Here is a 20,854-nt window from a genome sequence, read left to right on the forward strand (position 1 = left end):
AGCTGAAAGTCTGAATCATGCAATTCTCTGAAAACTGGCTGCGTACCATGGTCAATCCGACCATGACCTCGGATGAACTGTCGCATCTGCTGACCATGTCCGGCCTGGAAGTCGAGGAAGTCGAACCGGTCGCGCCTCCGTTCACCAATGTGGTGGTGGGTGAAGTGCTGGAAGTGACCAAGCACCCGGATGCGGACCGCCTGAACGTATGCCGCGTCAACGTGCACACCGGCACCATCCTCAACATCGTCTGCGGCGCGCCCAACGTGCGTGCGGGCCTGAAGGTCCCTTGCGCGATGGTGGGCGCAGTGCTGCCTCCGGGCGCTGATGGCAAGCCCTTCGAGATCAAGGTCGGCAAGCTGCGCGGCGTGGAATCGCAGGGCATGCTGTGCTCCGCGCGCGAACTGAAGCTGTCGGAAGATCACGGCGGTCTGCTCGAGCTGCCCGATGACGCTCCGGTGGGCCAGAATTTCCGTGACTATCTGCAACTGAATGATCTGAAGTTCACCATCAAGCTCACCCCCAACAAGGCGGACTGCCTGTCGGTGCTGGGCGTGGCGCGTGAAGTGTCGGCCCTGACCGGGACACCTCTGAAGGCGCCGGTGTATCAGGCTGCGGCGGTCAATCTCGACGAGAAACTGCCCGTGCGCATTTCCGCGCCTGAGTTGTGCGGCCGTTTCGCAGGTCGCGTCATCCGCGGTCTCAATGCCAAGGCCGCCACGCCGCAATGGATGAAGCAGCGCCTGGAACGTAGCGGCCAGCGCTCGATCTCGGCGCTGGTGGATATCTCCAACTACGTGATGCTGGAGCTGGGTCGTCCTTCGCACGTGTTCGACCTGGACAAGATCCATGGCGGCCTGGATGTGCGCTGGGGGCGCAAGGGCGAGTCGCTCAAGCTCCTCAACGGCAACACGGTGGAAGTCGATGAGTGGGTGGGCGTGATCTCCGACGACAAGGAAATCGAATCCCTGGCCGGCATCATGGGCGGCGACGCCACTGCAGTCTCGCTGGAGACCAGCAACATCTACCTGGAAGCCGCCTTCTGGTTCCCGCAGGCGATCCAGGGCCGGGCACGTCGCTACAACTTCTCCACCGATGCGGCGCATCGCTTCGAACGTGGTGTCGACTTCGCCACCGTGGTCGATCACATCGAACGCATTACTGCGCTGCTGCTGGAAATCTGTGGCACCAGCGACACCCGCGTCGGCCCCATCGACGACCAGATCGTCAATCTGCCCAAGCGCGAGCCTGTCACGCTGCGCACTGCGCGCGCGGCCAAGGTGATCGGCGTGGAGATCACCGATGAGATGGTGTCGGACATCTTCAAGCGCCTGGGCCTGTCCTTCGACTACCAGCCTGGCCTGTTCTCGGTCACACCGCCGTCCTATCGCTTCGACATCGAGATCGAGGAAGACCTGATCGAGGAAGTCGCGCGCGTCTATGGCTTCGAGAACATTCCGGCGCTGCCGCCGGTGGCCGCCAATGCCATGCGCATCGCGCCCGAGAACACCCGCTCGCTGTTCGCCATCCGCCGCCTGCTGGCGGACCAGGACTACCAGGAAGTGGTCAATTTCAGCTTCGTCGATAGCGCCTGGGAAGCCGACTTCGGCGGCAACGCCGATCCGATCAAGCTGCTCAATCCCATCGCCAGCCAGATGAGCGTCATGCGCTCTTCGCTGATCGCCGGGCTGGTGGCCAATGCGCGCTACAACGTCAACCGCAAGGCGTCGCGCATCCGCGTCTTCGAAGTTGGTGCGGTCTTCCGCAAGAATGCCGATATCGCCGATGGACCGCTGGCGGTGGCCGGTTTCGAGCAACCCAAGCGCATCGCCGCGCTGGCCTATGGCCCGGTGGCCGAGGAGCAATGGGGGCAGGCTACCCGCAATGTCGATTACTTCGACGTCAAGGCCGACCTGGAAGCCCTGTTCGCGCCGCGCGTGCTGCGTTTCGCCAAGGCCGAACATCCGGCCCTGCATCCCGGTCGCACCGCCCACGTGCTGTTGGGGGACAAGGTGATCGGCGTGATCGGCGAACTGCATCCGAAGTGGCAGCAGAAGTACGAGCTGCCATTGGCGCCGGTGGTCTTCGAAGTCGATGCCGATGCGCTGCAGCAGCGCGACCTGCCGGTCTACACCGAGATTTCCAAGTTCCCGGCCGTCAGCCGTGACATCGCACTGGTGGTCAGGCAGTCGATCGGCGCCCAGCAATTGCTGGACGTCTTCGCTGCCGAAAAGCAGGCCAATCCGGATTGCGCCATCTTGCAAGCCCTTGTTTTATTTGATGAATATCAAGGCAAGGGTCTGGAAAGCGACGAAAAAAGCCTTGCGTTCCGCTGCACCTTGCAAGATACTCAAAACACCCTTCAGGATGACAAGGTCGACCTTGCGGTGAATGCCCTGGTGGCCGCTGCGAGCGCCAAGCTCGGCGCCAGGTTGCGTGCCTGATGTGATGTCCGAGAGCGAAAATAATTACAGACCGGAATCGGTTGAGGCCCAGTCATTCATCGCCATGAACAACGTGAATTCGAACGAATTTCAATCCGTGCTGGACGCCGACCTGCATCGTGCCGTGATGGAATCGCAGGCACGCTCGCAGGCCGACAAGAACCTGCCGACGCTGACCAAGGCCGAGCTGGCCGAACTTTTGTTCGAGCAGGTCGGTCTGAACAAGCGCGAAGCCAAGGACATGGTGGAAACCTTCTTTGACGAGATCCGCAACGCACTTGAGCGTGGCGAGGCCGTCAAGCTGTCCGGCTTCGGTAATTTCCAGTTGCGCGACAAGCCGCAACGGCCTGGCCGCAATCCCAAGACAGGCGAGGAAATCCCGATCACGGCGCGCCGCGTGGTGACCTTCCATGCCAGCCAGAAATTGAAGGAAATGGTGGAACTCTCCAGCGGTAGCACCGTTGAAATGTCCGTCTAATCTATGAACGATCGTGTCAACAAGCCGGCGGCCATCGTGCTGCCGCCCATCCCGGCCAAGCGTTATTTCACGATAGGTGAGGTCAGCGAACTGTGCGGCGTGAAACCGCACGTGCTGCGTTACTGGGAGCAGGAATTCACGCAGTTGAAGCCGGTGAAGCGACGTGGCAACCGTCGTTATTACCAGCATCACGAAGTGCTTCTGATCCGTCGTATCCGTGAACTGCTCTACGAGCAGGGCTTCACCATCAGTGGCGCCCGCAACAAGCTCGATGGCACCCACGAGGTCGAGCAACCGGAAGAGCCGCAACCGCCCGCCATCAGCCTGGACGAAGCTGCCATCGACAATCTGCGCGCGGAACTGCTGGCCGTGCTGGAGAGCCTGAAGCCAGGCGCCACCGCCTGAGCGGCGGCCAGGGCGCTGCTTCCGCCGGGGGGCCCCGTTCCAACCTCTTTCAAGCATCTGCGCCGTACGCTGGTCTGTTCCGACCGTCGTGCGGCGTCTTCCTTTCGAGGCGACGATGTCCGCGATGGACATGGCGACCATGATTCCGAGGGCAGGGTAGAGCAGCAATGAACCGTTACCAATGGCGACCGATGACGGTAGAGGATCTCGCGTACGTGATGCAGATCGCGGCCCAGGTCCACGCCGGTTACTATGAAGCGTTGGAGGTCTTTGCCGAGCGACTGGCGCTGTTCCCGCAGGGCTGTCGCATCGCCACCTGCCTCTATGCGGATGGAGCGGAGCAGATCATCGGCTACGCCTTCTTGCATCCGACCCGCCATGGCCATCCTCCCGCCCTCAACCGCTTGCTGCAGGCCATCGATGGCGCGGCTGACTGCCTGCACCTGCATGACGTCGCCCTGCTCATGTCGGCGCGGGGTTCCGGTCTGGGTCGTCTGCTGGTCACCGACCTGCGCCAGATAGCCCGCGACGCCAGGTTGGTGCGCGCCACTCTGGTGGCCGTACATGATTCCGCTGCCTACTGGCGCGCGGCCGGATTCGATGACGACGGGCAATTGTCGCCTCCCGGTCGGCAAGCCTTGGCCGGTTACGGCGACGCGGCCCGCTACATGTCGATGGCGCTGCGTTAGCTGGCTACCTGCTTGCCACCGTGCGAGAAACTTGATTATTGTCAATGTGGCAAATTTTTCACATTGCCTGCGTGCGACCGTTTTGAGCTTGATCAAATGACAACTAAGCCTTTAGAATTGATAAAAAATTTACAACTGTTCATGTAGATTTACGCGGCCTTGCCGCAATCAATTCGTGACTGCGCAACGCCGGAGCGTGACGCGGACATCACTTCATCGAAATGGGGGTTTCAATGCTTGGTCGTTCCAGGTCGCTCATGGCGGGCTTTGCCGTCGCACCGCTGCTGTCTCTCGGATTTTCCAGCGCCGCGCAGGCGGCTACGACACCGCTGACGGGCGCCGAAGCCCTGCAGCAATTCAATCTGGTGGTCCTGGGCAGCGTCACATCCAATTCCCACGTCGATGGTCGTGCGTGGATTGGCGGCTCGGTGACCGGTGGTGACTACGTGCAGCACGTCAATGACACCCCGGCATCCAACTATGCCGGCCTCACGGTGATGGGTAGTGCCACCAACGTGCACGTCAATGGCCTGGGTTCCACCATTGGCGGTTCCTTCACCAATGCCACCGTCAACAGCGGTTCCAGCTACATCGGCGGCGCGGTCAGCAACAGCAATCTGAATGGTCCGGCGTATGTGGCGGGCGGCAGCAGTGGCAGCAATTTCAATGGTGGTCATCTGTCGACCCCCTCGCCACTGATGCAGACCAACCTGGATGCCTCGGGCTCCACCAATTTCGGCAGTACGCTCGGCGCCCTGTCCAGCACCCTCAAGAACGCGGCCGCCAACAGCACTGTCTCGCTCAGCGGCAACAAGGCTACGTTCAACGCTGTAGCCAATGCCAAGGGGGTGGCGGTCTTCAATCTGGACAATGCCAGCAGTGCCTCGGTGTTCTCAGCCGGCGAGTTCTCCTTCGCCGCCAATGGCGCCAGCACCATCATCATCAATTCCAGCGTGAGTTCGGCCGTGATCGGCGCCAACTTCCTGGGTGGCCAGGCGCAATCGCTGGGCAAGTCGATCGTCTGGAACTTCTACAACGCTAGCAGCCTGACCATCAACAACCAGTTCGGTGGCTCCATCCTGGCGACCCACGCCAGCCTGACCAACAATCAGAACATCGAAGGCGGCGTGTTCGTCAACAGCCTGACCCAGAACGGCGAACTGCACCTGCAGCCTTTCTCCGGCAATCTCGCGGCCGTGGCCCCGGTGCCGGAGCCCGAGCAATACCTGATGATGCTGGCCGGCCTGGCCATCGTGGTCGGTGTGGCGGCCCTGCGTCGCAGGCGTGTCCCGGCGCCGGCCCTGATGGCAGCCTGAAGCCGAGGTTACACCCGCCCGGAATGCAGAAATGCCGTTCAGCGCAGTGCTGAACGGCATTTTTCATGAGGGCCGGAATGGTGGATGCAGAGCCAGCGCCCTTAGAGGGGCTGGTGGCGGAAGTAGACCTCCGGTCGTCCCGACAGGTTCTTGGCGATTTCCTGCAGGAAGCTTTGGGTCGGGGCCGGCTTGTCGAAGCCGGTCATCAGCAGAGCGGCCGCCAGGCCCAACGGTAGCAGCAGGTGGCGCCACGGCGGCGAAGCCTGCTGCAGCGACAGGCTGAACACCCAGGCCGCCAGCGCGCCGAGCAGCAATCCGAGCAGCACCTCCGACTCGGAGTGGACCTTGATCATCAGGCGCGAGACGCCGATGGCGGTCACCGCCGCCGCCGTCAATGCGAGTACCAGCAGGCGGCGCGGGCGGCTGATGCCTTGCGTGAGGACCAGAGCGATGGACAGGTACAGCGCGCTCGAGGAGGCAGTGTGACCGCTGAAGCCGGTGAAATTGAGCATGGGCGGAGCGATGTTCCAACCCATGAACAGCAGTTTGCTGATGACGACGATGAACATGGCTGTGCCAAAACAGGCCAGCCATGCCAGCATCGGCCGCCACATCTTGTTGAGGGCGAGCCACAGTGCCAGGATGCAGGCGGCGGGAATGGTGATCGCGCTGTCGCCGAAGAAGGTGATGGTGTGCCAGTTCATGAAGGAGGAGGAAGATTTGCAGAGGTGTTGCGCAGAGGATCTTATCCGCTTGTGAGGGACCGCGAAAGCGTTCGGACTCTTGTCGCAAGATAAACGTTCAGTTTTTGTTGCGTCGCGAGATAAATAGTTTGCGGATTTCTGGATTTATGTTAATTGAGAGACAACTTCCCGTTTGTCCTACAAAGGCATCGGCCATTGTCTGATTGCCCGTTTTATAGGGGTGCGTATCCTTACCGCATTGTTTTCTGAGTGGCAATCTTTTGCATATTTTTTTGCCTAAAGATCAAAAATGATGCATGATAATCTCTAAATTTTTCGTGTTGCGGCGCAGCAATCCAAGTATCAAATCTTGTCATTGTTTTAAAAGTAAAACTAAAAAAGAAAGGGCGCTGATTCGTGATGCCACGGCAGTTTCGCAATAGCGGCAAGCGCAAGACCCGGGTGCGGATGTGCGCTCTGCTGGTGTCCATGACTTGCCCTCTGGCATACGCGGCAGACCCCGGTCAGGTGGTTGTTCCGTATGTGCAGTACACCTATCTGCATGACGATAACCTGTTGCGCCTGAGTAGCCCCGAGGCGGCGCAGGCGGCACTGGGATCGAGCAAGCTGTCCGATAACGTGCAGAGCAAGGTGGGTGGCCTCCGTTTCGACCGGATGATCAGTCGCCAGCACGTCATGCTGGATGCGAGTGCGACCAAGAATACGTTTGACTATTTCAGGCAGTTCGACAACGACGGGCGGGATCTGAAGGCTGACTGGGCATGGGTGCTGGGTGAGCGTTTCTCCGGCAACGTGGGCTATATCTATTCCCGGTCGCTGACGCCGTTTCAAAACCTACGTGTGCTGCAGACGAATATCCGAACCATGGACACCAAATACGCCAACGCCGCATGGCAATTGCATCCGGACTGGACCGTGCGGGTTCAGGCCTCGCAATTCGGGCTGTCCTATGATCTGCCGACACTGCAGCCGAACAATTTCACCCAGAACCTGGCCGAAGTCGGGTTGGACTACACGGCGCGCAGCGGCAGTATCGCCGGTGTACAGGCGCGTCGTACCACCGGCCGCTATCCCTTCGACGTCGTCGTGGGTGCCGGTTCGCTCAACAACTCCTTCACCCAGGAAGACTACAAGGCCAAGATCGTCTGGCTCTACAGCGGCAAGACCAAGTTGCAGTTCCTTGGCGGCCTGACCCAGCGTGAACGTAACTCCGCAGCGAGCGGGAATGGCTTCCGGGGTTTCAATGCCCGTGTGATTGCCGACTGGACACCCACCGGCAAGACCGCCTTCAAGGCCAACCTGTGGCGTGAGATCGGTGGCGTCAACGACGTCGATGCGAACTTTGCACTGACCACCGGCGCTAGCGTGGCGGCTGTGTACCTGCCCACGGCCAAGCTGCGGGTGGATGGCCTGGTCGACTACGAACGTCGCAACTACAACGGCGCTTCCATCATCACAGGCATCACGCCCTCCGGCCGCCGTGACGACTACGAGAAGGCCAGCCTGAGCCTGACCTATTCGCCGACCACGTCGCTGTCACTGGTACTGGCGGTGTCGCGCGAGAAACTGCAATCCAACATCGCCAATTTCAGCTATCTCTCCAACGGCATTTCACTGACTTCGCGCTATGAATTCTGAGGCCCCCAAAATGAGTGACCTGCACGATGGCCTGCCGTTGGGCAACGTCAAGCCCAATACCATCACCATGGTGTTCAAGCGCTTCGTCGAGCCGGCGCTGATCGTGGCCTACCTGTGGGTGCTGGTGCGCCTGCTCGGCCACAACTTCACCGGCGACTACTGGGTGCTGGCCATCATGGCGTTCTTCCTGTCCTCCTATTTCTTCACCGAATTGCACGAACGCCGCCTGCGCCGCAATCCCAAGGGGCCCTCGATGCTTTCGCCGGTGCTGGACTGGCTTGCGGTCGCGGCGGTGCTGGTGCTGGTGGCCTATATCTGCGAGTTCTACCAGAGCTTCGCGCTGCGGGCGATCTTCTTCTGGGTGGTGACCACGCCCATTGGCCTGATGATTTCGCAGCACGTGCAATCGCGCGTGATGCGTGACCTGCATACCAAGGGTGAAGTGCGCAAGGCCATCATCATCGGGGTCAATCCGGCCGCACTGAAACTGGCCGATCGCATGGAGAAATATCCCTCCCTGATGATCAAGCTGATGGGTTTCTTCGATGACCGTGAACTGAATCGTCAACCGGCCGGTACCTATACGCCGCTGCACGGCAAGATGTCCGATGTGGCCGCCTACGTGCGCCAGAACAATATCAACATGGTCTACATCAGCATGCCGATCTCGGCGCAGCCGCGCGTACTGCAGATGATCGACGAGCTGCAGGACACCACGGCGTCGATCTACTTCATCCCGGACATCTATATCTTCAACCTGATCCAGGCGCGCTTCGACTACGTCGGCGGGATGGCGGTGATGGCCATCTGCGAGACTCCCTTTACCGGTACCAACAATGTGGTCAAGCGCATGAGCGACCTGGTCCTGGCCTCGGTCATCCTGCTCATGCTGTTGCCGGTGATGATGGTCATCGCCATCTGCGTCAAGCTGACCTCGCCCGGACCGATCATCTTCAAGCAGCGCCGCTACGGCCTCGACGGCGAAGAGATCGTGGTCTACAAATTCCGCTCGATGACCGTGATGGAAGATGGTGGCAAGGTTACCCAGGCCACCAAGGGCGATATGCGCCTGACCAAGATCGGCGGTTTCCTGCGCTCCAGTTCGTTGGACGAATTGCCGCAGTTCTTCAACGTCCTGCAGGGGCGCATGAGCATCGTCGGTCCACGTCCGCACGCGGTCGCCCACAACGAGCTGTACCGCAAGCAGATCAAGGGCTACATGCTGCGTCACAAGGTCAAGCCGGGTATCACTGGCTGGGCCCAGGTCAACGGTCTGCGCGGCGAGACCGAGACGCTGGACAAGATGAAGGCCCGTATCGAATTCGATCTGGAATATCTGCGTCGCTGGTCGCTGGTGTTCGATCTGTGGATCATCTTCCAGACCGTGCGCATGGTGCTCAAGCGCGACAACGCTTACTGAGGGAGGGCCTCTGCAGAGGGGCCATATGCATCGGCCGCGCTGGCCGGTAACAAGTGATAGAGAAAAAGAGAGCTTGGTCAAATGAAAATCGGGAAGGCAGCAGTTCGACAACATCACACTGTCGCGACCAGGGCCCTGGTCGCGTCCATGCTCCTGCTGGCGCTGGCCGCCTGCGGAGAAAAGAAGTCTTCTACCGGTTCCAGTCAGGTGGTAGCCAGCGTGGATGGTCAGGAGATCACCATCCACCAGGTCAACAACGAACTGGCAAAGAGTGGCGGTCGCGAAGTGACCAAGCAGTTGCTCGACGGCCTGGTGGCACGGCAGTTGCTCGTCAACGCGGCCAAGAAGGACAAGCTCGATACCGATCCGGCCGTGCTGGCCGATATGGAGCGTGCACGCAATCTGGTGCTGGCGCAGAGCTACGTGGCCGCCAAGATCAAGCCGCCGGCGCGTCCGCTGGATCAGGAGGTCGAAGACCTGTATCGCAAGAACCCGGACTGGTTCGCCCAGCGGAAGCAATATGAGTTCGGCCAGCTGGTCATCGCCGCCGCGAGCATGACGCCGGAGCTCAATGCACTCATGGAGCGTCCGGGCAAGAAGCTGGATGACGTGGCGGCATGGCTGGATCTGCATCGCATCCAGTACGCCCGTCAGAGCGTGGTCAAGACCTCGGCGGATCTACCTCCGCAGATGAACGACAGCCTCAAGAACATGGAGCGTGGCACCCTGTTCGTGGTGACGGAAGGGCCCACGGCCATCCTGACCACCCTGCTGGATGTCAAGAGTTCGCCACTGTCGCTGGCCGTGGCTACGCCCCAGATCATCCAGTACCTGGTGACCCAGCGGCAGAACCAGGCTTCCGAACAACTGGTGGATCGTCTGAAGCGGGAAGCCAAGATCGAATATTCGGATCAGGCTCGCTCGTTCAAGGACCTGACAGCGCCGGCTGCCAATCCTGCTGCCGCCAAGGGCGCAGATGCTGCGGCCAAGGACGGCGAGAACGCCCGCAACGAAGCCATCTCGCGTGGCGTGGCCGGTTTCAAGTAAGCACCTGTTGATCAATACCCGGGCGCCCCGCGCCTGAATCAAGAACCTGATGTACTGCGGAGTAATGACAATGATGAGAAAAATGGTATTCCTGTTGGTTGGCCTGATGCTCGCCAGTTGGAGTTTGTTGGCCCAGGCGGATGACATCCTGCTGGGTGCAGGCGACGTCATCCGGGTCAAGGTCTATGGCAGCGAGGACCTGTCGCTGGAAACCCGGATCAGCGAAGCCGGCGTGATCAGCTACCCCCTGATCGGCGAGGTCAAGATCGGTGGCCTGTCCACCGCGCAGGCCGAAAGCAAGATCGCCGGCCTGCTCAAGAAGGGCGGCTACCTGCTCAATCCGCAAGTCAACATTCTGGTTACCGTGCCGCAAAGCCAGATGGTCTCGGTACTGGGCCAGGTCAACAAGCCCGGACGCTACTCACTGGACGGCAAGCGCAACGTGGCGGACGTCATTGCGCTGGCCGGCGGGGTCACCCCGGACGGCGGTGATGTCCTCACCATCGTGCATAACGACGGCAAGTCCGTCACCAAGCAAATGGTCGACATCTACGCCATCACCCACAGCGGCGATACCTCGGCGCTGCCCGAAGTCACGGCCAACGACGTGGTCTATGTCGAGCGTGCCCTGCGCTTCTATATCTACGGTGAAGTGCAGCGCCCTGGGATGTACCGGCTCGAACGCGGGACCACGGTATTGCAGGCCCTGTCGGTGGGCGGCGGGCTGACCCAGCGCGGCACCGAGCGTGGCCTGATGGTCAAGCGCCGGGACGCGGACGGCAACCTGCAGGAGATCACCGTCAAGAAGGATGACCTGCTGCAGGCCGATGACATCGTCTACGTCAAGGAAAGCTGGTTCTGATCGGTAGGCCGCAGAGCGCGCAATCCATGTTTTTTCGTTTAGCTGTTGAAGACGCCAACCAGGAGGCGTAAACCAATGAACCTATCTCAATTTATTCTGATTCTCCAGGCACATCGCAAGGTGATCACGCTCATCCTCTCGATCACGGTGGTGGTGGCTCTGGCGGTGAGCCTGGTGCTGCCCAAGCAATACAAGGCGACCTCCTCGGTGGTGCTCAACTACAAGGCTTCCGATCCGGTGACCGGACTGGTGGTCGCTCCTCAGGCCTTGCCGGGTTTCATGCCGACCCAGGTGGCCATCATCAACAGCCCCTCGGTAGCACTGGGCGTGGTTGACGCGCTGCGCCTGGTGGATCAGCAGGAAGTCAAGGATGCCTATGCCGACGACGATCACGGCGACCTGGATATCCGCAACTGGCTGGCTGCGCTGCTGCTCAAGAAACTCGATGCCGTGGCGTCCAAGGAAAGCAGCGTCATCGACATCACCTTCAAGGCCCAGGACCCGCAATTCGCGGCACTGGTGGCCAATGCCTTCGCGGCTTCGTACCAGAAGGTCAGCATGCAGCTGAAGCTGGACCCGACCCGCAAGGCGTCTTCCTACTTCAATGATCAGGTCAAGGTCTTGCGCGATGCCTACGAGCAGGCGCAGGCCAAGCTCTCGAAATACCAGGAAGAGCACGGTATCACCAATATCGACAACCGTACCGACGTCGAGACCAACCGTCTCAATGACTTGTCGACCCAGCTGGTGATGGCGCAGGCCGCCATGTCCGAAGCAGAGTCGCGCCGGCGCCAGGCCGCCGCAGGTGGCGGTACCGAATCGCCGGACGTCAACTCGAACGCCCTGATCCAGACGCTCAAGTCCAACCTGGCCGCCTCCGAAGCGCGCTTCGAGCAGGCCTCCAAGCGTCTGGGCGTGAACCATCCGGATTATCTCTCGGCCAAGGCAGAGCGCGATGGCCTGCGCGCGCAACTCAATGCAGCGACGGCCTCGATCTCGTCCTCGGTGGGGACCAACGCCACCATCCTGGCCAAGCGCGAGGCGGAAATCCGTGCCGAGTTCGAAGCGCAGAAGCGCAAGGTACTGGAGATGAACCGTACCCGTGACGAGCTGGCCGTGCTCAGCCGTGAGCTCGATAGTGCTCAACGCGCCTACGAACTGACCTCCCAGCGTTTCGCCCAGACCAATCTGGAAGGCCAGTCCAACCAGTCTGACATTTCCCTGTTGTCGGCAGCGGTGCCGCCGGCGCAGCCGTCCAGCCCGCGGATCTTCCTCAACCTGATTTTGGCGATCTTCGTAGGCGGCATCCTGGGTGTGATGGCCGCGGTCGCGCTGGAACTGACCAATCGTCGTGTCCGCTCCGAGCACGACCTGGTGGACGAACTGGGTCTGCCGGTGCTGGGATCGATCAGCCGCCCGGTCACCGCCCAACGCCGCCGTTTCTGGTTCCGACGTGCCAAGCCGGCCTGAGTCCAGGCCAGTCTCCATCGCCAATAAAAATAGGATTCCCGGGAATAACATGACTACAGCAACGTTGACATTCACTGAAGGCACGGCCTTGCCGAACCGTTCCATCGGCGCCATCCTGGTCGATAGTGGCAAGCTTTCCACCGAGAATGCCGAACGCATTCTGCGCCTGCAGCGTGAGCGCGGGCTGCGCTTCGGTGATGCGGCGATCCAGTTGGGATTGCTGACCCAGTCCGATATCGATCAGGCCCTCTCGCGCCAGTTCGACTACCCCTATCTGCTCAAGGGCGAAAGCAAGGTCAGCGAAAAGGTGGTGGCGGCCTACAACCCCTTCAGCAAGCAGGTCGAGGCCTTGCGTGCGTTGCGCAGTCAGCTGATGGTGCGCTGGTTCGATGTGGACGGCAAGCACAAGTCGCTGTCCATCGTCAGTCCGGAAAGCGCGGAGGGGCGCAGCTTCATCGCCTCCAATCTGGCGGTGGTGTTTTCCCAGCTTGGGGAGCGTACTCTGCTGATCGACGCGGACATGCGTCATCCCTGTCAGCATGAATTGTTCGGTCTGGACAACCGCAATGGCCTGTCGGGCGTGATTGCCGGGCGCTGCGCGGCGAGTGACGCGATCCAGCGTGTGCCTGACCTGCTCGACCTGTCGGTATTGCCGGCCGGTCCGACACCGCCCAATCCGCAGGAACTGCTGGGCCGACCGAATTTCACGCAGCTGCTGGGCGACCTGGTTCAGGATTTCGACATCATCCTGGTCGATACGCCATCCGGCGGTCAATATGCCGATGGCAACATGATCTCGGCGCGTACCGGCGCCAGCCTGGTCGTGGTCCGCACCAACATGACCCATCTTTCGGCGGTGCGTGCACTGACCGAAAAGCTGACCAGTGCGCATGTGGCGGTCGTCGGCAGCGTGGTCAACGAGTTCTGACGAGGCAGGTTTTCCGAGAGTGATGAAATGACTGCCGAAACGATACGCCCGACGATGCCGCAACAGCGTTTTTCCGGTCTGCCCTGGCTGATCGTGGCAGCGGGCCTGGCGGCCATGTACATTCCGAGCTTCATCGACCTGTTCCATGGCGTGTGGGGTACCGAGCGCAACGCGCATGGCCCGATCGTGCTGGCGGTCGCCTGTTGCTACCTGTTTGTCAGGATCAGGCAACTGCGCGAAGACGGGCTCATCGAACGGCGTCCGGCGCCGTTGCTGGGCAGCCTGTTCGTGTTGCTGGGCTTGCTGTGCTTCGTGCTGGGGCGGTCGCAGACGGTGCTGTTCCTGGAAGCCGGATCGCTCATCCCCGTGCTGGTGGGGATCGTGCTGCTGCAGTTTGGGGCGCGTACCTGTCGGCGTCTCTGGTTCGCATTCTTCTTCATGCTGTTCATGGTGCCGCTGCCGGCCTCGGTGGTGGATCTGCTGACCCTGCCGCTGAAGATCGGCGTGTCCTATGCCTCGGAACTGATCCTGCGGGAACTCGGCTATCCCGTCGCGCGCAGCGGGGTGATCATCTATATCGGCCCCTATCAACTGCTGGTCGCCGATGCCTGCGCCGGCCTCAATTCCCTCTTCACGCTGGAGGCACTGGGGTTGTTGTACATGAACCTGGTGCGGCACCAGTCGCTGCTGCGCAATTTCCTGCTGGCCGTGCTGATCGTGCCCATTTCCTTTACCGCCAATACCGTACGGGTGATGGTTCTGGCGCTGATCACCTTTTATCTGGGTGACGCGGCCGGTCAGGGTTTCCTGCACGGCTTCGCGGGCATGCTGCTGTTCCTGGTGGCGCTGGGGCTGATCATCGGCCTGGATGGGCTATTGCGCTGGATCGCGGTGCGGCATGCGAAATGGCGCGGTATCGCAATACCGGAGGCACTGCAGCGCCAGCGCCAGGGGGTGAAGCCACAGGATGGGGTCAAGTTCCGGATGAACCTCCGCCTGGCCGCGATGCTGGCCGTGTTCATGGTGGCATCGGTCGCGGTGGTACAGCTGCTGGTGCCGCATGAGGCCGCGGTCGTGAAGAAGGGCAAGTTCAACGACATCATTCCTGCCCGCTTTGGCGACTGGCGGGAAGTGCCTTCGCCCTTCCTGCAGGTCAATGTCAGCATCGAAGACGGTACTGATCGCAGTTCGGACCAGCCCTATGATGATGTGCTGGCGCGCACCTACGTCAACAGTCGGGGGCAGATGGTGATGCTGGCACTGGCCTACGCCAACGAGCAGACGCAGGACGTGAAGATCCATCTTCCGGACGTCTGCTATGTGGCGCAAGGTTTCAATCTGAGAGACCGGAAGCGGGTGGCGTTGCCGATGCATGGTCAACAGCAGAATGTCATGGGCTCGCAATTCGTGGCAGTGCTTCAGAATCGCGTCGAGGCGGTGACCTACTGGGTGCGTATCGGAGATGGCTTCCCCGATGGCGGACTGGCCGCCCGTCTCAAGATTTTCGAAGATGGCATGAGCGGTCGAATCGCCGATGGCATCCTGGTGCGGGCGTCCAGCCTGCTCCAGGAAAACGACAGGCAGTCCGATGCCTTCGCCTTGCAGCATCGCTTTCTCGAGGACCTGCAGTCGGCGGTGCAGGCTGGTAATCCGGGCCTGCTGGTGCCTGCATGATACGCCCTCAGGTGGTGCGCAGTGCGTTCTGCCGTCGCGTATGCGAAAGCCTAAGATCGGCACGCTGCCGAGGACAATGATATGAAAAAAAGTAGTCTGGATTCATCGCAGATGCTGGTCATCGGAGCCGCTGTCATGGTGGCTGCCCTGGTCGGCCTCATCCTGCCCGTGGTGGCAGGTCTGCTCGGCGACAGTTATGCGCGCCTGGCCGCGCTGCCGGTGCTGTTCATCCTGGGCGGCATCTTCCTCTTCAACAAGCGCTTGCTGCTGGTTCTCGTGCTGCTGTTGCGTGCCTCGGGCGATATCGTGCTCGAATCCACCCGCGTTGGTTCCACCGGTGCCTCAGCCGGCCTGGGCGGTGCGATCAATGCATTGATCATCCTGATTGCCTTGCTTTTCTTCATTGAGAAGCCGCGCCTGTTGCCCCCCAAGGCCGCTCTGGTCTGGCTCGTCCTGCTGGCCATCGAGACATTCGGCGTGGTGGTCTCTCCCAATCCGGGCAGTGGCATCAAGACTGCGCTGGCGATGTGCTCCTATTTCGCGGTCTTCGTGTGCGCGTTCTACGTGGTACGCACACAGGAGGATTTTCGCTCCATGGTGCGCCTCATCATCGCCTCATCCATCATCCCGGTGCTCTACGGTATCGTCAGCCTCGGCCTCAATGCAGGGGGCGGTTTCAGTAATTTCCGTCTGCAGAGTACCTTTACCCACCCCAATATCTTTGCCTTCTATCTGACGCTGGTCATTTCGCTCGGCCTGTACGTGCTGAAGAGTCCGACATTCGTATTGAGTCCGTTGCAGCGATATGGCTTTACCGCCTATGTGGGTGTGCTGTTCATGCTGCTGCTTCTCACGCAGACGCGCAGCGCCTGGGCCGCCTGCTTCCTGCTGTTCATCCTGTACGGCATCATGTTCGAGAGACGCTATCTGGTCTACATCCTGGTGCTGTGCTGTCTGGCACTGTTGATTCCGAGCGTGCAGCAGCGGCTGCTGGATCTCGACGCGGGTAACACTGTGAGTACCTATTCGAGACTCAACTCGTTCGCCTGGCGGGTTTATCTCTGGGAGTCGGCCCTGAACTGGATGTCCCCCGCGCGATATCTCACAGGCTATGGAGTGGAATCATTCGGCTACTACGCCAATGTCTTCTTCCCCCTCGCCGGAAACGTCGAATGGAAAGCGCACAATGTGTTCGTTCAACTGTTCTTCGACGTCGGTCTGGTCGGGCTACTGGCCTATCTCGCCGTGTTCTACCAGTGTTTCCGGGCGCTTGTGAAGCTGTATCCGAAAGACAGGCTGGGGGCGGGAATCCTGATCTGCGCATTGGTCGACTATCTGGTGGTCTGCGCCTCTGACAACATGTTGAGTTACCTGGCATTCAACTGGTATTTCTGGATCGCCATGGGTATGGGTTGGTCCTTGTATCTGAGCCAGGAAAAGAAGGAACGGCAGGAGGCCATGGACAAGGCCGGACTGGTGCAGGCGGGACGATAGGACACAGCGCATGGGCTGCAAGGCGCTCTTCCGGTCCCACATGGAAGAGCGCGACACTGGAACAACCTCAGTTTGCCTTCAGCAGTTCTGCACGTACCGAAGAGGTTTCTCCGCCACTCTGCGCATAAATGATCAGACGCGGCGAGTTTGCGTTCCAGGTGAAGGTCGTGCTTTGACCATCACCAAGGTAACCGCTGTCGGTGACGACCTTGCCGATCATTTGGTCGTAGATCGTCATGCGCAGCTTGGCGCCACCGGTGGCATGTGCCGTCAGTTTGTAGCTTCCGCCGACCACCGGTTTGGCCCAGTTGACGGTTTGCATGCCTCGGTTCGAGTAGTTGACCGCTACCGAATTGGCACTGCTGTTGGTGAAGACCACGGCCTGGTCCCATGAACTGAATTTGGCCTGACCGCTACCGGACTGCACCGCCCAGGCGCCGCGCATGGACAGCAGATTGAGGTTCTGGTTGGGCGTGAAGCTGTTGCCGTTGCCATCGACCCAACTGCTGGCACCGGTCACCCGACGCAAGGCAGCGCGGATCGTCTGCAGCTCATTGCCCACCGTCGCGTTCCATCCATTGGGCGCCGGATTGGCAGTTGAACCGATTTCCGCGTAGATCGCGAAGGGTGTGCCGCGATTTGCATCGACCACGTAGGCGCCGTAGCGCTTGAGGGTTTCGGCGATACGGCGCAGTTCATCATTGGTGATCTTGCTGGTATCGAAAGATGGTGGAAGCATCATCAATGCTCCTTCCGGAATGTTGCCCGTATTGAGTTTGGCTGCGTGGGCATCGGCGGAAGTGGACGGGAACACATAGGCGGGATTCGCCGCCAGGGCGTTGAAGGTCAGGGACATGGCCAGCGCATGAGGGTAGAAGGCCGGCTTGGCCGCAGCCTCATGGGTCCGGATCAGGCCGGCTGCAGCTGGAATGCCGGTCGCCCGTGCGCCCTGATAGTAATGCGCGGGATCTGGCCAGCCGCGGCCGTCCAGCCGGGTCCAGGCATAAAGTCGGGCGGTCCATTTGCCGTCCTGCTGGGCCAGACCCCAGAAGGAATGGATGATGCCGGTGGTCGGGTCGGCAATGTCGGCGTGGGCGTCGCCGCCGGGAGCTGGCTTCGTTGCCGCCGGCCAGTGGGGAATCGTGATGTCGTGGAAAGCCTCTTCATCGACGATCTTCAGGCTGTTGCTGCCCGTCGGACCGCTGACAGTGACTGGTGGGTCATTGGGGCTGGCAAGGAAAATGCCGGTGGAATAACTGCTGTTGGTAACCAGCGGGTAGTAATCCGAAGTCGGAATGACGTCATCGGAAAACGTGGGATTGACCGGCCGGCTGTTCCATAGCGAATCGGCTGCAAACGGCTTGAGGTAGCTGCCCCATTCTTGCGCCCAGGTGGGTGCCGAGGAGAGCAGGGCGGTCACCGCGAGGGTGAGTTGCAGACGCCGTAGCGAGGTAGGTAGCTGTTGCATGGGCAGTTCCTGTGAAGTGGGAATAAGCGATGATCGGAACGGGCGCATTAAGTTCTGTGCGCCGTGGCTAATCAGTTGCGTAGCCAGATCGTGAAAAGTATAGCGAGCATTGCGAGCAAGCATGGGAAAAAGTATGCTGCTGAGGATGATTTTTCTTGCAATTCCGCTAAGAAAGGATCTTTTTGGTCGTTGTCGTGACAAATATTGGCGCAATGCAGCAAATGGCGGCGCAACTGTCGCATAATGGAGTCATCATAGGGGCGACGAGCACCCGGTCCGGGTCCTGGGAGGCGGGTGGAAGCGACTGCAGCGCACGCGCGGACACGATTTTCCCGGCTCCTTCCCGGTATCAATAAGAGCTTGTTGCGAGCTGGTAAAAATGCGAGTGAATTTCCTCGCGGCACTCCCTGCAGTCATTTGGAAATGGATATGGCAATGATCATCGTACTGGTGCAGACATTGATGTGGTTGGGATTGGGATTGCTGGCCGTCCCGGTGATGGTGCTGCTGGTGCAAGTGCTGGCCGCGCGCTGGGCTGCTGCGCGCAAGACACAGCTGCAGGGCGAACGTCCCCGTATGGCGGTGCTGGTGCCGGCCCACAACGAGGCCGGTGGCATCGCGGATGTGGTGGCCGGTATCCGTTCCCAGCTGCTCGCTGGTGATCGCGTGCTGGTGGTGGCCGACAATTGCCGCGACGAGACGGCGCAGTTTGCCCGCGAGGCCGGCGCCGAGGTGACCGAGCGTTTCCATGACACCTTGCGCGGCAAGGGTTACGCACTGGATCACGGCGTGCGCCACCTGGCGGCCGATGCGCCGGAGGTGGTGATCATCGTGGACGCCGATTGCTATCTGGGGCCGGGCGCGCTGGATACCGTGGCCCGTCTGTGCAGGCAGACCGGACGTCCGGTGCAGGCCCTGTATCTGATGCATACACCGGAAGGCGGCAGCCCGATGCGCAAGATCGCCGAGTTTGCCTGGCTGGTCAAGAATCTGGTGCGACCATTGGGCTTTCAGAAACTGGGGCTGCCCTGCCAGTTGATGGGCACCGGCATGGCCTTCACCTGGCAGCAGATCAGCGCGGCCGATCTGGCCACCGGCCATATCGTCGAAGACATGAAGCTGGGCGTGGATCTGGCGGAGGCGGGCCAGCCCCCGCTGTTCTGTCCCGAGGCGATGGTCTACAGCTTCTTCCCGACCAGCGACAGCGGTGCCAGCACCCAGCGTACACGCTGGGAACATGGCCACCTTAGTGTGATCCAGTCCTACGTACCGCGCCTGCTGGGCGGCGCCCTGCGCCGTGGCAATCTGGCGCTGGCCGCACTGGCGCTGGACCTGAGTGTTCCGCCGTTGGCGCTGCTGGTGATGCTGGTGGTGGCTGTCTGGTCCCTGAGCGCCGTGGTCTGGCTGGTCCTTGGCCTGGTATGGCCCTTGCTGACGGCCAGCTTGCTGGTGGCTTCGATCGGTGTGTCCGTGTTGCTGGGCTGGGCCGGTTTTGGCCGCCAGGTCATCAGCCTGGCTGAATTGCTGGGCGCCTTCGGCTACGTGGCCCGCAAGCTGCCTTTGTATTTCAAATTCCTTTTCAATCGCCAGGTGGCGTGGGTAAGGTCCAAACGTGACTCAGAATAACGCTTATCCGATCTCTTCCGAGTCGTTGACGTCGACGCTGGAATTCCCCAGGGCGGTGCCGGCCGTACGCCTGCCCGACTTCAATCGCGATGTCTTCTGCATCCTGGGGCTGCCCTTCGATAGGGTCAACCTGGCCGACGCCGGGCGCATCACGCGCGCTGCGGTGGAACGGCGGCAGCGCTGCTTCCTGTCGACCCCCAATCTGAACTTTGCGATTGCCTGCATGGAGGACGAGCAATTCCGCCTCTCCGTCATTCAGAGCGATCTTTCCGTCGCCGATGGCATGCCGCTGATCTGGATTGCCCGCGCGACCGGGCTGCCGATCAACGAGCGGGTGGCCGGCTCATCCCTGTTCCAGTCTTTGCGCCATGCGGTATTGCCTGCTGGCGCGCAGCCCATGCGGATCTATTTCTTCGGCGGGCCGCCAGGGGTGGCGCAGACTGCCAGCGAAAAACTGAACGCCTCACCGTCCGCCATGACGGCCGTCGGTTTTGACAGCCCCGGCTTCGGGACCATCGAAGAGATGAGCGATGCAGATACCCTGGATCGTATCAACACCAGCGGCGCCGATTTCCTGGTAGTGGCGCTGGGCGCCAAGAAGGGCCAGGCCTGGATCCAGCACAATCTTTCCCGGCTGCGTGTACCGCTGGTCAGTCACCTGGGCGCGGTAGTCAATTTCGTGGCGGGTACGGTATCGCGCGCGCCGGTCTGGGCGCAGAAGACCGGGCTGGAATGGCTCTGGAGAATCAAGGAAGAACCCAAGCTGTGGCGTCGCTACTGGGCTGACGGCGTCGGCCTGCTCACGCTGCTGGTGGACAAGATCATCCCGCTGGCGCTGGCCGCCCGTCGCGGCCGTCCCGACATCAGTCACTTCGATGCGGCGGTGATGCAGGTGCATGAGGATGGCGGCGATTGCGTGATGACGCTGTCGGGCGCGCTGGGTGAGCCCAACATCGTACGCCTGCGCGACGTACTGCCGGCTGCAGCGCGCTCTGGGCGGCCGATGGTACTCGATTGCAGCGGGCTGAGCCATATCGACAGTGCGGCATTGGCCTCGTTGATGTTGTTGTACGGCGCCTGCCGGGCGGCGGGGCGCCCCTGGGCCGTCCTGGGGATCAATCCGGGCGTGCGCAGGCAGTTCGAGCTGCATTGTGCGCAGTATTTGTTGCAAGCATTGGCCTGAGCCGACCG

General features: G+C 60.9%; 18 protein-coding genes. 15 read left to right on the forward strand and 3 right to left on the reverse strand.

Translation table 11 applies throughout. The features are described from left to right. Positions 1-17 precede the first annotated feature (17 nt). The 5 genes from pheT to VE092_RS14735 all read left to right on the forward strand — a co-directional run bounded on the left by pheT (position 18) and on the right by VE092_RS14735 (position 5,332). On the forward strand, positions 18-2,444 hold the full coding sequence (gene pheT, locus VE092_RS14715) for a phenylalanine--tRNA ligase subunit beta (protein WP_324877933.1): 2,427 nt from the start codon (positions 18-20) through the stop codon (positions 2,442-2,444). A gap of 64 nt (positions 2,445-2,508) precedes the next feature. Next, entirely contained in the window at positions 2,509-2,922 is a 414-nt protein-coding gene (locus VE092_RS14720) for an integration host factor subunit alpha (protein WP_077237224.1), read from the forward strand. A gap of 3 nt (positions 2,923-2,925) precedes the next feature. Next, positions 2,926-3,327 carry a MerR family transcriptional regulator gene (locus tag VE092_RS14725; RefSeq protein WP_324877936.1) on the forward strand — a complete coding sequence of 134 codons (402 nt, stop codon included), beginning with the start codon at positions 2,926-2,928 and terminating at the stop codon, positions 3,325-3,327. Positions 3,328-3,494: 167 nt separating this feature from the next. After that, a complete protein-coding gene (locus VE092_RS14730) occupies positions 3,495-4,016 on the forward strand; it encodes a GNAT family N-acetyltransferase (RefSeq protein WP_324877938.1) in 522 nt (173 codons plus the stop codon). 233 nt (positions 4,017-4,249) lie between these two features. Further along, complete coding sequence (locus VE092_RS14735; protein WP_324877940.1) at positions 4,250-5,332, forward strand: choice-of-anchor A family protein; 1,083 nt, start codon at positions 4,250-4,252, stop codon at positions 5,330-5,332. Between the two features lie 101 nt (positions 5,333-5,433). On the opposite strand, the gene VE092_RS14740 is transcribed toward VE092_RS14735, so the two are convergent. Further along, the gene (locus VE092_RS14740) at positions 5,434-6,036 is read right to left on the reverse strand and encodes a phosphatase PAP2 family protein (RefSeq protein ID WP_324877942.1); all 603 of its coding nucleotides are present in this window, start codon (positions 6,034-6,036) and stop codon (positions 5,434-5,436) included. 230 nt (positions 6,037-6,266) lie between these two features. Further along, positions 6,267-6,506: a hypothetical protein gene (locus tag VE092_RS14745; protein WP_324877944.1), complete on the reverse strand. Its 240-nt coding sequence runs from the start codon at positions 6,504-6,506 to the stop codon at positions 6,267-6,269. Positions 6,507-6,543: 37 nt separating this feature from the next. Between VE092_RS14745 and epsL the strand changes: the two genes are divergently transcribed. The 8 genes from epsL (at position 6,544) to VE092_RS14785 (ending at position 16,569) form a co-directional block, all read left to right on the forward strand. Next, a complete protein-coding gene (gene epsL / locus VE092_RS14750; protein WP_324877946.1) occupies positions 6,544-7,674 on the forward strand; it encodes an XrtB/PEP-CTERM-associated polysaccharide biosynthesis outer membrane protein EpsL in 1,131 nt (376 codons plus the stop codon). 10 nt (positions 7,675-7,684) lie between these two features. After that, positions 7,685-9,094 (forward strand): undecaprenyl-phosphate glucose phosphotransferase, encoded by a 1,410-nt coding sequence (locus VE092_RS14755; RefSeq protein ID WP_324877948.1) that lies wholly within the window; start codon positions 7,685-7,687, stop codon positions 9,092-9,094. 81 nt (positions 9,095-9,175) lie between these two features. Continuing rightward, positions 9,176-10,141 (forward strand): EpsD family peptidyl-prolyl cis-trans isomerase, encoded by a 966-nt coding sequence (locus VE092_RS14760; protein WP_324877950.1) that lies wholly within the window; start codon positions 9,176-9,178, stop codon positions 10,139-10,141. Positions 10,142-10,211: 70 nt separating this feature from the next. Further along, complete coding sequence (gene epsE / locus VE092_RS14765; protein ID WP_414653498.1) at positions 10,212-11,003, forward strand: polysaccharide export protein EpsE; 792 nt, start codon at positions 10,212-10,214, stop codon at positions 11,001-11,003. A gap of 75 nt (positions 11,004-11,078) precedes the next feature. Further along, the gene (gene epsF / locus VE092_RS14770) at positions 11,079-12,473 is read left to right on the forward strand and encodes a chain length determinant protein EpsF (protein ID WP_324877952.1); all 1,395 of its coding nucleotides are present in this window, start codon (positions 11,079-11,081) and stop codon (positions 12,471-12,473) included. A gap of 49 nt (positions 12,474-12,522) precedes the next feature. Next, positions 12,523-13,401: a chain length determinant protein tyrosine kinase EpsG gene (epsG, locus tag VE092_RS14775; protein ID WP_324877954.1), complete on the forward strand. Its 879-nt coding sequence runs from the start codon at positions 12,523-12,525 to the stop codon at positions 13,399-13,401. Positions 13,402-13,428: 27 nt separating this feature from the next. Next, on the forward strand, positions 13,429-15,075 hold the full coding sequence (gene xrtB / locus VE092_RS14780) for an exosortase B (protein WP_324877956.1): 1,647 nt from the start codon (positions 13,429-13,431) through the stop codon (positions 15,073-15,075). Between the two features lie 81 nt (positions 15,076-15,156). Further along, positions 15,157-16,569: an O-antigen ligase family protein gene (locus VE092_RS14785; RefSeq protein WP_324877958.1), complete on the forward strand. Its 1,413-nt coding sequence runs from the start codon at positions 15,157-15,159 to the stop codon at positions 16,567-16,569. A 67-nt stretch (positions 16,570-16,636) separates the two neighbouring features. Here VE092_RS14785 and VE092_RS14790 read toward each other — a convergent pair whose 3' ends face one another. Next, positions 16,637-18,160, reverse strand: a complete 1,524-nt coding sequence (locus VE092_RS14790; RefSeq protein ID WP_324877960.1) for an Atrophin-1 multi-domain protein — start codon at positions 18,158-18,160, stop codon at positions 16,637-16,639. 312 nt (positions 18,161-18,472) lie between these two features. On the opposite strand from VE092_RS14790, the gene VE092_RS14795 reads away from it, so the two are divergent. Continuing rightward, positions 18,473-19,663 (forward strand): glycosyltransferase family 2 protein, encoded by a 1,191-nt coding sequence (locus VE092_RS14795; RefSeq protein WP_324878032.1) that lies wholly within the window; start codon positions 18,473-18,475, stop codon positions 19,661-19,663. Beyond that, a complete protein-coding gene (locus VE092_RS14800) occupies positions 19,650-20,846 on the forward strand; it encodes a WecB/TagA/CpsF family glycosyltransferase (RefSeq protein ID WP_414653499.1) in 1,197 nt (398 codons plus the stop codon). Before VE092_RS14795 ends, VE092_RS14800 begins: the two co-directional genes overlap by 14 nt. Positions 20,847-20,854 lie beyond the last annotated feature (8 nt).

Source organism: Herbaspirillum sp. (genome assembly GCF_035644555.1).
Classification (GTDB): Bacteria; Pseudomonadota; Gammaproteobacteria; order Burkholderiales; family Burkholderiaceae_D; genus Herbaspirillum.